Consider the following 16,308-nt stretch of genomic DNA (forward strand, 5'->3'; position numbering starts at 1 on the left):
AACAAGTGATGTCTTTAATTTTAATGATTTAATTTTGTCCCTTTAATACAATTCATAGCTTATGATACAGAGAGTTCAAACCATTTATCTATTATTTTCAATATTCTTCATGATTGGAATCACTTATTTTTTACCTGTGTTAATTAGTATTGAAGGTGATGCCTTTTTTACATACCAGTCTATGTATGCACATATAACGATACTTGCGTCTTCCTTTTTGTCTTTATACTCGATTTTTCTATTTAAGAATAGAAAAAAACAACTTCTCATCAATCAGATAAGTAAGTTTTTGTTGTCTGCTACCTTTTTCATTTTGTTTTTTACTAAAGGGGATCTTTTACCTAACAAGGGGATGTTTGTTTTTATTATTCCTTATGTCCTTATTCTTTTAGCTAATCGTTTTATCAAGAAAGATGAAAAGCTAGTGCAGTCAGCCGATAGAATTCGTTAGTGTCTATTAAATTCAATAACCTCTAGGTTTTTTACTTCACCTTTTTCTATATCGAATCTTAGCATTGTTATGACTTTATGAATGCCGTAATTTCCTGCTGCACCGGGATTCATATGTAATATCTCTCTGTTCTTGTCATACATGACTTTTAATATATGAGAGTGTCCACAAATGAATAAATCAGGACTATTTTTGTCTAATTCTTCCCTTATGTTTTTAGTGTAACGGTAGGGATATCCACCTATATGTGTTATCCATACTTTAACGCCTTCGCATTCAAAACGCAAATCTTTAGGACAAATAGCTCTAATCTTATGGTTATCTATGTTGCCATATACTGCCTTCAATGGTTTGAAAGCCGCCAATTCGTCAATGACTTCTACTGTTCCAATATCTCCAGCATGCCAAATTTCATCGCAGTTTTTAAAGTGTTCAAATACTTTGGGGTGTAAGACAGAATGTGTGTCGGAGAGGAGGCCAATTTTCATCTTTATCTAGTCTAAAGCTTTCACGCGATTTTTTTCTACCCATCCTTTTTGACCATCTAGAAGGCTTACTTGTAACATCTCTGTGCTGTTATCTATTATCCTCACTTTATTACCTCTGTCTACACTGCCGCTAGACTGATAGTTAGTGTTATCATCAAATAGTTTTGACTCTTTAAGTACTATACCGTATTTTTTATTTTCATGAATGTTGGCATTATACATCAAGGTAGCCAATAAAAAAGAAAGTATGATGGATGAAAGTAAACCATTAAACATCCATTTTCTTCTATTTTTAATAAATAGTAATAATAGTACAGATGTAAGCCATACGCTTGATATAAGTAATACAGCCCACATTTTTTGTGATAACTGTATTGTTAAATTATTCCACCAGCTAATATAAAAGAGTTGTGGTATGGGTTCAATTAAGGTTATTCTGTTTTGCGCTAGTGATAAATTATTTATAGCATCTTCATCTTTTCGTAATTGAAGCGCTTTCTCGTAATAGTAAATGCTCAATGGGATCTTGCCAAACTGATAATAACTATTGGCAAGATTAAAGTATAGCTCATAAGAGGCAAAATTTGAATCTATAATGGCTTGGTAATTATCAATTGCTTCAATATATTTTTCAGAATGATATTGTTCATTAGCAACAGCAAACAGACTGTCTGTATGGGTGTTAGAAAGCCCTATTAATGAGAAAAGTGTCAATATAAATGTAAGTTTAAACTTTTTCATTTTTTCAAATCTTGTTCTACTTCTATTATTACTGCTGTGGCTTTTTCGTAGACTACTTTCATGTCTTCTGTCTCTAATGCTGATGGTGCAAATCGACAAAACTCACATTTTTCTATGATCGCCATGAAATTATTTTTTAAGGTTTCGGTTACACCATTTTTGTCAAATAAAGCATTAATGGTCTCTTTGGACAGGTCGGCGATATCAACATTAAATTTATTAGAAAAATAGCTCCAAAGTGATTTTTCAATTTCTTCAAAAAACAGTTCTTTTTCGTCATTTTCAAGGTGTTTTTGAGATTTTTTGAGTCTTTTTTGGGCAAAAGTGAGTGATTTTCGATATTTTCTTAAAATAGGATTTCTATTTTTTCTCTCCTCGATAAATAAAAATATTAGATATATAATAACTACTAAGAGTGGTATTAGCATAAGGGCTATGAATAACCATTGGTTAAAAGAACTTTTGTCGATAGAGGACAATTCAGTAGTTTCTTTGATAGATATAAAACCTTTAGAGTTACTGTTTTTGAGTTCTTCAGAGGTTACATACGCATTTTCATTGTTTTCTCCTTTCAAAACATTTATCACTAGGGATTCTGTGGTGATAGTTTTATATGTTTTGCTTCTTGGGTTGAAATAACTAAAACTAACACCATCAATTGAGTATTCCCCTTTGTATCTTGGTATTAGTAAATGTTCAAATTCAATTTTCCCTGCTATTCCATTTTTTGTGTTGAAGGTTTTGTCTTTTTTTTGTGGATCGTAACTTTCAAAATTTGCAGGGAAATTAACGGGAATATTATCTATCAAATGAATGTTGCCATTTCCTGATAGGGTAAGCTTATAGTTTATTGCTTCATTTGCATCGGCAGTTTTTTTGTCTACTGATGATTTTAATTCGAATTGACCTACCGCACCATTAAAATTTTCTGGTGCCCCTTCAGGCAAATCTTTTACATTTATCTTAATGTTTTTAGATTGTATTTCTTCCTCTATATTTTGATAGGAACCAAACATTCCAAAAGGGTCGCCGAAAGGATCTCGTCTATTTCGTTGTTTTTTTATCTGAACAGTAACATTGATATTCATAGGGTCAACGTTCAGTTTTCCACTTTTTTGTGGTGTTAGAATAAATCGACTTATTTCCCAAACGTTGTGCCTTACTCCATCGATAACCTCTAGTTTAGCAGTTGACTTTGTTTCTACCTCTTCTTTCCAAAATCCATTAAGTTCAGGAATAGATGAAATATTAATATCTGTTAAATTGATTTTTGAATATAGCTTATAACTAACAACAATTTGTTCTCCTTGGTATATGTTGTTTTTGTTTACAGATGTTTTAACAAAGACGTTTTCAGCTATGTTGTAACTATTGGTTTTGGCTTTTGGATTGGCTTTAGTTACATTCATAACTCCAGCTTTAGAGCGAACAATTTTTCCGTTTGAAGTAATACTTGCTTCTTTGATCGTTAGTTCTCCCTCTTTTAGTGCTGTAACGTAATAGGAATAGGTTGTGGTTTTGGAGCGGCTGATTTTTCCATTAATGATTTGCATACTACTGCTAGAAGACTGATTGGGGCCACTAATTTTTCTAAGGCCATTCAGATTTGGTGGATTAAAGCTTTCTCCTTCACCATTTAGGGTAAAATCAATTCTAAATTCTTCGCCAACTGCGACAGGGTTTTTGCTTACACTTAATTCTAGGGTTTGACCGATAGATAGAAGCGGTAGTAGAGCAAGTATGTAAACTATCCAAATTCTCATCTACCAATCTTTTAAGATTTTTAGTTTAACTCCTTTTTGTTTCTTTTTTTGCAAATCTTCTTGAAGTTCTTTTTCTTGTTGTTGTAGGGCGTCCAAAATTTGTTGAGCTTCTTCCTCAGTCATTTCATTGGGGTCTTTTGGTTGCTTAGGCTCTTCTTTTTTCTCTTCTTCTGATTGATCTCCTTTTTCTTCTTGGTTTTCCCCTTTATCTTGTTCTTCTTCCTTTTTTTCTTCTTCTTTGTTGTCTTTTTCTTTTTTCTCTTCCTCTTCTTCTTGCTTTTGACTTTGGTTTTTCATTCGCATAGCGTAAGCCAAATTGTGTTTTGTATCTATATCACTAGGGTTGTTTCTAAGTGCATTTTTATAGGCTTCAATGGCTTCGTCTATTTTTTGTTCTTTTAGAAGAGAATTGCCCAAGTTGTGATAGTTTGACGACTTTTTTGTTTTGTCTTTAGTTTTTTCTGATAAGGCTTTGAACAATGAATTAGCTTCACTATATCTCTCTTGTTTGTATATAGCATCTGCCATATTAAAAGATGCTTCGTAAGAATTTTGATTTTTCATTAGAGCTTCTCTATACAATTGTTCAGCATCACTGTATGCACTATCTTGATAGGCGGTATTTCCTTTTCGTATTTTGCTATTAGGATGTTGAGCAAATAAGTTAATGGCGCTCAATAGAATAACAAATAATGTGAGTCTAATTTTCATCTTCTTCAAACAAATTAATTTTACTACTCCATTTATTTTTTCTTCCTTTTATCATAATTTCTATTATCAATAGAATAATATTAAGTCCAATAAACCATTGAAATCGGTCTTTGTAATCTGTGAATACTTTAGAGCCAATTTCTTTTTTCTCCATTTTATTAATTTCTTTAAATAATGCGTTCAAACCGCTTTGTGTGGAATTAGCACGAATATAAGAGCCGCCACCAGCTTGTGCTATCTGTTTTAGCATTTCTTCGTTTAAGACGGTTATTATGGTATTTCCTTCTTTATCTTTTTGGTAAGATGTTACGCTTCCATACCTATTTTTTATTGGTATTGGACCCCCTTCAGCAGAACCCATTCCTATAGTATGTACAAATATACCTAACTCTTCTGCTTCTTCTGCTTTTTTTATAGCGTCGTCTTCGTGATTTTCTCCATCGGTAATAACGATTATAGCTTTGCTTTGATCATTTTTTAAATCAAAACTTTTAATAGATAGCCCAATAGCTTTGCCAATGGCTGTTCCTTGAGTTGGAACGATACTTGTATTAATAGTAGATAAAAATAATTTTGCGGCTGAGTAATCGGTAGTTATTGGTAGTTGAACGAAGGCATCTCCTGCAAAAACAATTAGTCCTATTCTGTCACCATCTAATCGGTCAATGAGTTTTGAAATAGATTGCTTTGCTCTCATCAATCGGTTAGGTTGAAGGTCTTCTGCTAACATGCTATTGGATAAATCAATAGCAATCATTAGGTCAACCCCCTCTCTTTTTACCTCTTCCATTTTTGAGCCTATCTGTGGATTGGCAATACCTATGATTAATGCTGTAATGGCTATTGAGAATAAAATAAACTTTGTTCTTAATTTGAGCTCCGATGCCATAGGCATAAGTTTGTAGACCAACTTTAATTGGCCAAAAACTCCAATGGCTTTTTTTCTCCATCTTACTGAAAAGATAAATACTAGTATGATTATTGGTATTAAAACCAATAAAAATAACCATTCGCTATTTTCATATCTCAACATTATGTTATACTTCTAAATATAGTGTGTCTGAGCATAAACTCAATGATTAATAAAGTTAAAGCTAAAAGGGCTAAAGGAAAAAACTCTTCTTTCTTTTTATGATATTCTTTGACTTCTATTTTAGATCTTTCTAGCTCATCTATCTCCTTGTAAATAGATTCAAGCGCTTTGTTGGAAGTCGCTCTAAAATACTGACCATTGGTCACAGAGGCTATATTTTGTAGCGTTTCTTCATCAATTTGTACTTCAACATCTTGATAAACTGTTGTGCCAAATGGTGTTTTAAAAGGGTAAGGGGCAAATCCTTGTGTTCCTACACCAATTGTATAAACTCTTACACCAAATTTTTGGGCAATTTTTGCTGCTGTTAGTGGGGCTACTGAACCCTGATTGTTTACTCCGTCCGTCAATAGGATAATAACTTTACTTATAGCCTCACTTTCTTTTAATCTATTTACGGCTGTTGCTAATCCCATTCCAATTGCTGTACCGTCTTCTACCATACCACTTTTTACATTGGCAAATAAATTCTGTAGCACCTGATGATCTGTTGTTAATGGACATTGCGTAAAGCTTTCGCCACTAAAAATAACAAGACCAATCCTATCGTTTGGACGTCCTGATATAAAATCCATAGCAACATTTTTGGATGCTTCTAATCGGTCTGGCTTCAAGTCTTGAGCTAACATACTTCCAGAAATATCCATAGATATAACAATGTCAATACCTTCAGTAGTCATGTCTTCCCACGATAGGGTAGATTGTGGCCTTGCAAATGCTATTATAAGAAGAGTTATCGCAAGTGTTCTGAAAACAAATAATAGGTGGCGTCCTTTAGCTTTCCAACTATTGATTGTTATTCCTTTTAGGGTAGAAATTTGAAGTTGAGCATTTTGTTCTTTTTGTCGAAAATAATACCATACCCATAATAGAGGCACTAGAAATAGGGCATATAAAAAATCAGGGTTATAGAATGTCCAATTATTCCACATCATCGACTTCTTGTTTTTGAGGTTTGGTTTGGTGAATAAAGTCGTATCCAATTTTAAGACTCTCTTCATTTTCTATTTCCAAAGGCCTTGCCTTAGCGAATTTCGCTAAATCTGCTCTAGTTAATACTTTTTTAAGCTTAGTAGTATCTATTCTTTTTTGTTGTAATTGAAAAAGGATATCGTGGGTAGGAATCTCCATAGCAGGTGTTCCAATTCCATTTTCTATATATGTTCTAATTATTTCAGACAACTCACTGTAATATTCCTTCACATTACCGCTTTGCCATAATTTTTTAGTATTTAGTTTTTCCAAATCATTAAGAGCAAGTTCGTAAGGTAGGATTGCTTTTTTAGCAATGATAACCTCTTTAGGTGACTTTTTTCTGTTTTTGAGATACCATCTAATAAGGAATATGATTAATGCAAGAATAAGTAAAGCTAACAAATAAGGGCTTAGTTCGTCAAATGAAATCGGGGTGTGAATAGGGGCTTTGATATCTTTCAGCTCAGCATCTTCAGCTAATTCAATAGTATTAACATAAATAGTAAAGGAATCGCTAATAAAATTTTTGAATTGAATGGAAGGTATAATATAGACACCACTGTCCCAAGCCGTTAGTACGTAGTCTTGGGTAAGTTGCCAGCCGTCGTTGGTTTTTACACTGTCAATAAATGATTTCGAAACAATTTCTAAAGAGCCTATTGTATCTGTATAATGTGGCAGACTATCACCACTTAAAACGTTGGCTTGAATGCTGTAATTAATTTGATCGCCAATAAGAATATTTGTACTGTCAACTTTGACACTAATCTGTGCGAATAAGGCAGTGGGTATTAAAAAAAGTATAAATAGCTTTCTCATTTACCTCTTCGTTTAAAAAATTGAATTAAAGGTTTTATATAATCTTTATCAGTACGTAATTGGATAGTATCCACACCGCTCGTTCTAAAGAGTTGATTTATAGTCTTCTCGTTTTCTAAATAATTCTTATGGTATGAATCTCTTATTCCTTTATGACTTGTGTCAATCCATTTTATCTGATCAGTTTCGGCATCTCTCATTTGAACTAGACCTACATTTGGCAATTCTTCTTCTCTTAAATCATGAATCCTAATAGCTACCAAGTCGTGTTTTTTATTGGCTATTTTGAGTGGAGCGTCGAAGTCGCTTGCAATAAAATCGGAAATAACAAAACATACACTTCGCTTTTTAATAACATTATTGAAATAGCGTAAAGCCTCGCCAATATTTGTGCCTTTATTTTCAGGTTCAAAAGCAATCAACTCTCTTATAATCCTTAATATATGTGACTTTCCTTTTTTAGGAGGAATAAATTTTTCAACCTTATCACTGAAGAAAATCACACCGATTTTGTCGTTGTTTTGTATAGCAGAAAAGGCAAGGACAGCAGATAACTCTGTCACTAACTCTTGTTTCATCTGGTATTGTGTTCCGAAATTTTTAGAGCCACTGACATCAATCATTAGTATTACAGTCATTTCTCTTTCCTCTTCAAACACCTTAATGAATGGGTTGTTGAAACGAGCTGTTACATTCCAGTCTATGGTTCGAATATCATCGCCTGGCTGATATTCTCTAACCTCACTAAAAGCCATTCCTTTTCCCTTAAATGCTGTATGGTATTCACCGGCAAATATGTGGTTGGAAAGACCTTTAGTCTTCAATTCAATTTTCCGAACTTTTTTTAGTAATTCGCTGGTCTCCATTATGGAATTTCAACAGTGTTTAGAATTTCAGTGATTATATCTTCGCTGGAAATATTTTCAGCTTCCGCCTCATATGACAAGCCTATTCTATGCCTTAAAACATCGTGACATATTGAGCGAATATCCTCAGGGATAACATAGCCTCTTCTTTGGATAAAAGCAAACGCTTTGGCTGCAGATGCTAAACTAATGCTTGCTCTTGGCGAAGCACCAAAACTTATCAAGTCTTGGAATTTTTCTAAACCAAATTTTTCTGCATAACGGGTTGCGAAAACAATGTCAACGATGTATTGTTCAATCTTTTCGTCCATGTACACTTCTTTCACCAATTCTCTTGCGCTTAGTATATGTTTTGGATTAAGAATTTGATTCGCTTTAGGAAATGATTTAGCTAAGTTATTTCTTATGATGAGCTTTTCTTCATCTTTGGTAGGGTAGTCAATAACTACCTTTAGCATGAATCTATCAACTTGTGCTTCCGGAAGAGGATAAGTTCCCTCTTGTTCAACAGGGTTTTGTGTCGCTAGAACAAGAAACGGCTCATCAAGTTTGAATGTATTATCGCCAATAGTTATTTGTCGTTCTTGCATAGCTTCTAGTAAGGCAGACTGTACTTTTGCAGGAGCACGATTGATTTCGTCGGCTAATATGAAATTGGCAAATATTGGACCTTTCTTTACGGAGAATGTTTCGTTCTTAGGGCTGTAAATTTGAGTTCCAAGGACATCGGCAGGCAGCAAATCGGGTGTGAATTGTATTCTGCTAAATTTAGCATCAATCGTTGTGGCTAATGTATTTATAGCCAAAGTCTTTGCTAATCCCGGAACCCCTTCGAGAAGTATATGGCCGTTTGAAAGAAGTCCTATTAAAAGTCGTTCGGTCATGTGCTTTTGACCAATAATAACTTTATTCATTTCCATCATCAACATATCGATGAAGGCGCTTTCTTTGTTGATTTTATCGTTTAATTCTTTGATATCGACATTCGAAGTTGTATCCATAGTTTAATATAATTAAAAAGCAAATTTAATAAATGTGCATTAATTTTTCAAGGTTCATAACGACACAAATTTAATTCTATTGCTTCTAAAAAGAAATTTTATTTTCAAACATTTTATATAATTATATTAACATTTTGAAAATTGGCTAAAAGTCTAATTTTCTAGTTTCAATTGAATATCTTCGCACTGTTCAAAATATGCAACGGTATTTTATAGAAATAATGTATAATGGTGCTAACTATCATGGATGGCAAGTTCAACCAAATTCCATCACTGTTCAAGAGCAATTGGAAAAAGCTATTAGCACTGTTTTGGGTCAAAAGATTAGTGTTATGGGTGCAGGTCGAACGGATACTGGCGTGCATGCTAAACAGTTTTTTGCACATTTTGATACCGACATCGATTTATTAAATAGCAATATCGTCTATCGTCTAAATTCATTTTTGCCTCAAGATATTAGTGTGAAGACTATTTTTGGGGTAAAGTCAGATGCCCATAGTCGATTTGATGCAACTTCACGTACATACGAGTATATTATCTATAATTCCAAAAATCCGTTTAATGTAGGTAGAGCTCATTTTATTCATAAACCCCTCGATTTAAATCAAATGAATCAAGCAGCTAAGTGTTTGTTCGATTTTACTGATTTCACCTCTTTTTCTAAGCTACATACCCAAACAAAAACCAATAATTGTAGCATTAAAAAAGCTATTTGGGAAAATAGGGGAGACACTATTGTTTTTACTATTGAGGCAGATCGATTTTTAAGAAATATGGTAAGAGCTATTGTTGGAACGTTATTAGAAGTAGGGCAATCAAGAATGAGTATTAACGAATTTATCAATGTATTAGAGTCAAAAGATAGGTCAATTGCAGGTGCGTCAGTTCCAGCACACGCCCTATATCTAACTAAGGTAGATTATCCAAATGATATACGTTTATGAGTAGGGTTAGTGGTAAAACTTTTGATGCCCCTTTACTGAGAAGGGTGTTGAATTATGTGGGTCCTTATATGACTATTTTCTATGGTACTTCTTTCTGTGCTATCCTAATTGCTTTTTTATCACCAACTAGGCCATTATTGATCCAGTATGCTTTTGATAACTTCATTATTAATCCTGATGAAAAGAAGCTATTACACATTACATTGTTGTTGGTGTGCTTACTATTCGTTGAAAGTGTTTTGCAATATTTTTACACCTATTGGTCAAATTTTTTGGGTCAAAGTGTGATAAGGGATTTGAGGCAGCAGGTTTATGATAAAATTATCCACTTCAAACAGCAGTATTTTGACAAAAACCCCATCGGCGCTTTAGTAACTCGAGTGGTGTCAGATATTGAAACAATTTCTGATATTTTCTCTCAAGGCTTATTAGTTATAATTGCCGATATTTTAAAGTTAATTATTGTTATTGTTGTAATGTTCGTGACCGACTGGCGACTAACATTATTCAGTTTGGCATCAATACCTTTGTTGTTAGTCGCAACCTATTGGTTCAAGCGTTCTATTAAGTCTGCTTTTCAAGATGTGAGAAAACAAGTTTCTGCTCTAAATACCTTTGTGCAAGAGCATATTGTAGGTATGTATATTGTGCAATTATTTAATAGGGAAGATATAGAATTTGAAAAATTTAAAAGTATAAATGACGCTCATAAAAAAGCTCATATTAAATCCATTTGGTATTATTCTGTATTTTTTCCAATAGTCGAAATTTTATCTGCTATTTCAATAGGTTTGTTGATTTGGTGGGGAGGTATCCAAGCTGCTACATCTCATGAAGTAACTCTGGGAGAGTTAATTGCTTTCATATTGTATATCCATATGTTATTCAGGCCAATACGTCAGTTAGCCGACCGTTTTAATGTATTGCAAATGGGAATGGTGGCTTCAGAAAGGGTGTTTAAAGTGTTGGATACTGATGATTCTATTTCTAATTTAGGAACAGAGTCTTTAGACAAATGTAAGGGAGATATTGAATTTAAAAATGTCTGGTTTGCATACAATGATGAAGATTGGGTGCTGAAAGATGTTTCTTTTAAAATAAAGGCAGGAGAAACCTTAGCCTTAGTAGGTGCTACCGGAGCGGGTAAATCTTCTATTATCAACTTGTTAACCAGGAATTACGAAATTAACAAAGGAGCAATTTTTATTGATGGAGTAAATTATTTGGATTACGATTTGAATTCCTTGCGTAAAAATGTTGCGGTGGTTTTGCAAGATGTTTTTCTTTTTTCAGATACTATTTTTAACAATATTACTCTAGGCAGAGAAATTACAAAAGAGCAAGTTGCCACTTATGCTAAAGAAATAGAAATTGAGGAGTTTATAGAGTCGTTACCACAATCATACGATTACAATGTTAGGGAGAGAGGCGGAATGCTTTCTCTAGGTCAACGTCAATTGTTATCCTTTTTGAGAGCTTATGTCGACAAGCCAAAGATTTTGGTGCTAGACGAGGCTACATCCAGTATTGATTCTGAAAGCGAATACCTTATTCAGCGTTCTTCTGAAAAGTTGACTAAAGGCAGGACTTCTGTTGTTATTGCTCATCGTTTGGCAACGGTGCAGAATGCTGATAAGATTATATTACTTGAAAATGGCGAAATTAAAGAAGAGGGCTCACACTCAGAATTATTATCCATAAAAGGGAAGTATAAATTACTATTTGATTTACAGTTCGAAAATTAAAATTCATTATTTCTACTGTTTAACAAGTGAAATAGTTTTCGTAAATTGCATACATCTTAAAACCTAATGCTATGAAAGTCTTTAAACTTGCTTTTTTATTCGTGTTTTCTTTTTTTCTTTTTGGTATTCAAAGTGCCTATTGTCAAATTTTAGTAACTAATAATGCCCCTTACAACACCGCAGAGTATTTGGTTGATAGTCTATTGTTAGGAGAGGGAGTAATAGCCACTAATCATGCTTTTCAAGGAGACCCCCTTCAAATCGGATTTTTTAACGGTGTTAATTCCAATATTGGTTTGGATAGTGGTGTGTCTTACTCTCCTGAGTTAGACGGAGAATACACCTTAGTAGTTAAAGATTCTAAAGATTGTGAGAATAGAGTTATGAAGATTTATGAACGTGTTGACGTATCAGAATTTGTAAAATCAAAAGTATTAATTTATCCAAATCCTGTTTTTGATAATTTTACAGTTAAGGTACAGTTAGATGAAATTTCATCTGATGAATACACTTTCAACCTATTAGATTCTAGAGGAAGAGTTTTAAGGGAAATTGTGTTTGATGGCATTGTTCAGGTCAATAGATAAAATCTAGCAAAAGGTGTTTATATCATTCAAATATCTTCTGAAAGAGTAAGTCATCAACAAAAAATAATCTTTGAGTAAAAATTAGCAGCCTTTAATTTTAGGCTGAAGTCATAAGCCTATTATTGCTATTTTCTTCATAAAATGGAATACTTTTAGTAAATTGCGATAGATTTATTTTAAGTTCATTATGAAGACCACTAAACCTCTTGTTTTTACAATAGTACTATTATGTTCGTTTTTTTTAAACGCTTCTGCTCAAATTGCTACTAATTCAAATCCGCCTTACAATTCGCCAGTTTATCTAGTCGATAGTTTATTGTTGGGGGAGGGTGTAGTTGCAACCAACCATTTATTTCAAGGAGATCCTGTTCAGATAGGTTTTTTTAATGGGGAAAACAGTAATATAGGCTTAGATAGTGGTATTGTTATGGGAACTGGCGATATTGTCGAGATTGTTCCTGGAGCTTTTGGTGGGTTTTTTGCTAATGCAGTTGCTGACCCTGATTTGCTTGAAGTAGCAAATTCTGTTCCTGGCTTAATTGATCAAAATTTTAATGTAACATCAGTAAATGATGTTGCAATTTTAGAATTTGACTTTGTACCTGTATCATCATATTTATCTTTTAAATATGTTTTTGCTTCAGAAGAGTATTTTGCATATGAAAACACTCAGTTTAATGATGTTTTTGGTTTTTTTATTTCTGGCCCAAATATTGTTGGTCCATATTCTAGTCCGCCAGAATTTCCTGATGGAAGTATTAATATTGCAACTTTTGAAAGTCAAGAGCCTAACAGTTTAGGGGAAGATTTACCAATTACTATTTCCTCAGTAAATGCAACATATAACCCTCAGTTGTTTGTTAGCAACCAAAATAATGGTGCTAACACTGTTAATGCTACTGTAGATGGTTTTACCACCGTGATAACTGCTGAAGCAAATGTGGTTTGTGGTGAAACTTATCATATACGTTTAGCTATCGCCGATGGAACCGATACAGGTTTGTCTTCATTTGTATTGCTTGAGGCTGGTAGTTTTTCTTCTCCTCCTCTGACTGTGATTAATAGTTTAGAAATTGATTCAAATAAAATTTTTACGGATTGTGGTGCACCAGTTACATTAACAGCAAATGTTGAAGGAGATGATTTTGAATTTTTATGGAATTCAGGAGAAACAACTCAGTCTATCATTGCTACACCAGGATATTATTGGGTTCAGGCTACTGACGCTACGGGTTGTACTGTTCAATCTGACTCATTGAGAGTATATTCTCAACCTGTTCCAGAGATAGTCCTCCCTCAAGAAGATTATTATTGTGAAGATGATGTTTATTTGATAAATCCAGTTATTAATAGTGGAACGGCTCCTTTTACTTTTGATTGGGGAGCTTTTGGTAATGATAGCCAAATTGAAATTGACGAATCAGGCGTGTATTCCCTTACAGTTGTAGATTCTAATGGATGTTCTGATACCCATACTATCGAACTGTTTGAAAACCCTTTACCAGAAATATCATATTCTCCTCAAGAAATTTTGATCTGTGGAGGAATACCTGTTGAAGTTAATGCTTTTGGAGCAAATACTTATGTTTGGTCTCCTGACGTTTCTCTATCATCCGATACAGGTAGTACAATAGAAATTTCGACATTATCTTCTATTACATATACTCTTGAAGGAATTGACACTATAGGTTGCTCAAGTACTATTTTAGTGCCTACTATTGCCACAGATGATTTTGATTTAGATTTTGGCATTTCTCCTGTTAGCTGTCAAGGCTATTCTAATGGCTCAATTACAATCCTTCCACAAAGCACTGCTGTTTCACCTATACAATATTCTATTGATGGAGGACAAAATTATTTTGACTTTTTCACTTTTGATAATCTAGAATTTGGTAATTATGATATTAAAGTAAAAGATGGTATAGGCTGCGTTATAAGTGATAATGTTGTAGTAGAATCTGCTCAGCCTGAAATTCAGGTTTTGACATCGTCAATAGATGTAGAATGTTCAAGTGACAGTACAGGCGTAATTATGGTCGAAGAAATTTCAGGAGGAAATGTAAGCGATGGATATTCTTATACATGGTTTAATTCAGGAACAAATGAAGTTGTTGGTACTGATTCCATTTTAAATGTTCCTGCTGGTGGATATTATCTTGTGGTTGAAGATGATAATGGTTGTCAATCAACCGATGAAGTGTCATTAACTCAACCGAACCCTATTACATATTCTTATACCAAAAATGATGTTACTTGTCACGAAGGTAATGATGGACAAATAATAGTTAACGTTAATGGGGGTGGTACACCTCCTTACCAATTTGATTGGGTTAATTTTGGTAATGCTCACACCAATTATCTTTATAATTTAGAAGATGGTACATATCATCTAGAAATAAGCGATGCTAATGATTGTGTTAGTTCATTAAATGTTGAAATAACACAATCTCCAGCACCTTTAACAATGGAAGTAGAAAGTTTAGGCATCAGTTGTTTTGGAGCTGCTACTGGATCAGCTCATGTTGTAGTAAATGGTGGGACACCTCCTTATTTCTATCACTGGAGCAGTGGTCATGTTACTGATGTTGCAGAACAAATTCCTTCTGGAAATTATTCTATTGAAGTTATTGATTCTAGAGGGTGTAGTGTAATGGATTCTGTTTATATTGGTGAGAGTGATGAAATTATTTCTGAGTTAAGTTCTACATCTGCCACTTGTTTTGGAGTGCTTGATGGAACAGCAACAATTTCTAGTTCTGGCGGAACAGGAGAGTTGACATATACATGGTCTAATGGCGAAAATTCATCTTCTATTACTTCTGGTTTTGGTGAATATTGGGTTATCGTTGAAGATGAATTGGGCTGTATTACTGAGGATACCATTTTTATTAATCAGCCTCAAAAATTAAGAGCAGATTTATCAATTACTGATGTAAATTGTTTTGGAGGTTCTGATGGTCAGATTGAAGCTGATGTTACTGGTGGTACTCCCTATAATAACGGTACATACACTTATAGTTGGACATTGGATAGTGATACCATTGGCTACAATTATTATATTCTAAATTCTCTTATTTCCTCACCTACTCCATATGTCTTAAATATTGTTGATTATAATGGCTGTAATCATACAGCCTACGCTTTTATTGATCAACCCCCTTCAATAAGTTTAGAGGTTAGTGAAATTGTTCCCACATATTGTTTGAATATTCCTGCTGGTCAAGCTTCTGTTGTTGCTTCAGGTGGGTTTTTAAACCCTGAAGGAAGCTATTCATTTAATTGGAATACTGGCGATTTAGGCTCAGTACTATCCAATCAAACATCAGGTGTGTATACTGTTATTGTTGAAGATGATAATAGCTGTAAAGATACTTTAGATTTAGAAATTCCTTTAGAAGATAACTTCACTTTAGATATAAATTCATCTCCATTAAACTGCTATGAAGATGGTAGTGGAAGTGCTATAGTAAGTTCTGTTGGTGGTTTCGGCCCATATACCTATGATTGGAACACTTCAGAAGGGATTGTTTCTCAACAAATGAGCCCTGTAAGTAGTAATACCATACTTAACCTAAGTCAAGGTGTAACCAGTGTTGTAGTAACTGATGTAAACGGTTGTGCTAAAACAACACAAGTAAATCTGCAACAGCCTGACCAACTTGTATATTCTATTTTTAAAGAAAATGACGAAAGTTGTTCGGGTGAATTTTCTGCTTGTGACGGTGAGTTAGATGTAGTAGTAGAGGGAGGAACAGGTATGTATACCATTAATTGTATAAATGCTACAAATTCTATAATTGCAACTAACCAAACTGATTCATCAACTGAATTCAGTTCATTATGTGCAGATTTTTATCAAATAACTGTTGCAGATGAGCACGGTTGTTCAGGAACATTAAGCGGTAGTGGTTTACCTCTTCCTGTAGAGATTATTGCTGGTACTCCTGTTGAGTCATCAATCAATACATCCTCAGGCTCTATAATAAATGATATTTTATGTTATGGTGATACAGCAGCAACTCTTTCAGTATCAAATCCTAACCCATCCTTTACCTATGAATGGTATGTGAATGGAGAACTACTTGCTAGTGGCTTAAGTGCCGTTTTACCTGCTGGAGACATTC

At 33.8% G+C, this 16,308-nt stretch carries 14 protein-coding genes; 5 read left to right on the forward strand and 9 right to left on the reverse strand.

Annotated elements, in window-relative coordinates; genetic code table 11:
• Positions 1-61: 61 nt before the first annotated feature.
• Positions 62-451, forward strand: coding sequence for a DUF4293 family protein (locus P8I29_07615; protein ID MDG1917654.1), 390 nt, complete (start codon positions 62-64; stop codon positions 449-451).
• On the opposite strand, the gene P8I29_07620 is transcribed toward P8I29_07615, so the two are convergent.
• The 9 genes from P8I29_07620 to P8I29_07660 are packed head-to-tail and all read right to left on the reverse strand — an operon-like array spanning position 448 to position 8,908.
• The gene (locus tag P8I29_07620; protein ID MDG1917655.1) at positions 448-939 is read right to left on the reverse strand and encodes a metallophosphoesterase family protein; all 492 of its coding nucleotides are present in this window, start codon (positions 937-939) and stop codon (positions 448-450) included. The genes P8I29_07615 and P8I29_07620 overlap by 4 nt on opposite strands.
• Before the next feature lie 6 nt (positions 940-945).
• Entirely contained in the window at positions 946-1,680 is a 735-nt protein-coding gene (locus P8I29_07625) for a tetratricopeptide repeat protein (GenBank protein ID MDG1917656.1), read from the reverse strand.
• Entirely contained in the window at positions 1,677-3,443 is a 1,767-nt protein-coding gene (locus P8I29_07630; GenBank protein MDG1917657.1) for a BatD family protein, read from the reverse strand. Before P8I29_07630 ends, P8I29_07625 begins: the two co-directional genes overlap by 4 nt.
• Positions 3,444-4,154, reverse strand: a complete 711-nt coding sequence (locus P8I29_07635) for a tetratricopeptide repeat protein (protein MDG1917658.1) — start codon at positions 4,152-4,154, stop codon at positions 3,444-3,446.
• Positions 4,144-5,187 (reverse strand): VWA domain-containing protein, encoded by a 1,044-nt coding sequence (locus P8I29_07640; GenBank protein MDG1917659.1) that lies wholly within the window; start codon positions 5,185-5,187, stop codon positions 4,144-4,146. The genes P8I29_07635 and P8I29_07640 overlap by 11 nt, the downstream gene beginning before the upstream one ends.
• Positions 5,187-6,179, reverse strand: a complete 993-nt coding sequence (locus tag P8I29_07645) for a VWA domain-containing protein (GenBank protein ID MDG1917660.1) — start codon at positions 6,177-6,179, stop codon at positions 5,187-5,189. The genes P8I29_07640 and P8I29_07645 overlap by 1 nt, the downstream gene beginning before the upstream one ends.
• On the reverse strand, positions 6,169-7,041 hold the full coding sequence (locus P8I29_07650; protein ID MDG1917661.1) for a BatD family protein: 873 nt from the start codon (positions 7,039-7,041) through the stop codon (positions 6,169-6,171). Before P8I29_07650 ends, P8I29_07645 begins: the two co-directional genes overlap by 11 nt.
• On the reverse strand, positions 7,038-7,907 hold the full coding sequence (locus P8I29_07655; protein MDG1917662.1) for a DUF58 domain-containing protein: 870 nt from the start codon (positions 7,905-7,907) through the stop codon (positions 7,038-7,040). The genes P8I29_07650 and P8I29_07655 overlap by 4 nt, the downstream gene beginning before the upstream one ends.
• Positions 7,907-8,908 carry a MoxR family ATPase gene (locus P8I29_07660; GenBank protein ID MDG1917663.1) on the reverse strand — a complete coding sequence of 334 codons (1,002 nt, stop codon included), beginning with the start codon at positions 8,906-8,908 and terminating at the stop codon, positions 7,907-7,909. The genes P8I29_07655 and P8I29_07660 overlap by 1 nt, the downstream gene beginning before the upstream one ends.
• Positions 8,909-9,105: 197 nt before the next feature.
• Here P8I29_07660 and truA point away from each other — a divergent pair, with 197 nt between their 5' ends.
• From truA to P8I29_07680, 4 genes are all read left to right on the forward strand, one after another.
• Positions 9,106-9,852: a tRNA pseudouridine(38-40) synthase TruA gene (gene truA / locus P8I29_07665; protein MDG1917664.1), complete on the forward strand. Its 747-nt coding sequence runs from the start codon at positions 9,106-9,108 to the stop codon at positions 9,850-9,852.
• The gene (locus P8I29_07670) at positions 9,849-11,597 is read left to right on the forward strand and encodes an ABC transporter ATP-binding protein (protein ID MDG1917665.1); all 1,749 of its coding nucleotides are present in this window, start codon (positions 9,849-9,851) and stop codon (positions 11,595-11,597) included. The genes truA and P8I29_07670 overlap by 4 nt, the downstream gene beginning before the upstream one ends.
• Positions 11,598-11,668: 71 nt before the next feature.
• Positions 11,669-12,184, forward strand: coding sequence for a hypothetical protein (locus P8I29_07675; protein MDG1917666.1), 516 nt, complete (start codon positions 11,669-11,671; stop codon positions 12,182-12,184).
• Positions 12,185-12,371: 187 nt separating this feature from the next.
• Positions 12,372-16,308, forward strand: a 3,937-nt coding sequence (locus P8I29_07680) for a choice-of-anchor L domain-containing protein (protein MDG1917667.1), incomplete at its 3' end; no start/stop codon positions are given.

It is taken from the genome of Flavobacteriales bacterium, assembly GCA_029248105.1.
In the GTDB taxonomy this organism is placed as follows: Bacteria; Bacteroidota; Bacteroidia; order Flavobacteriales; family UBA7312; genus UBA8444.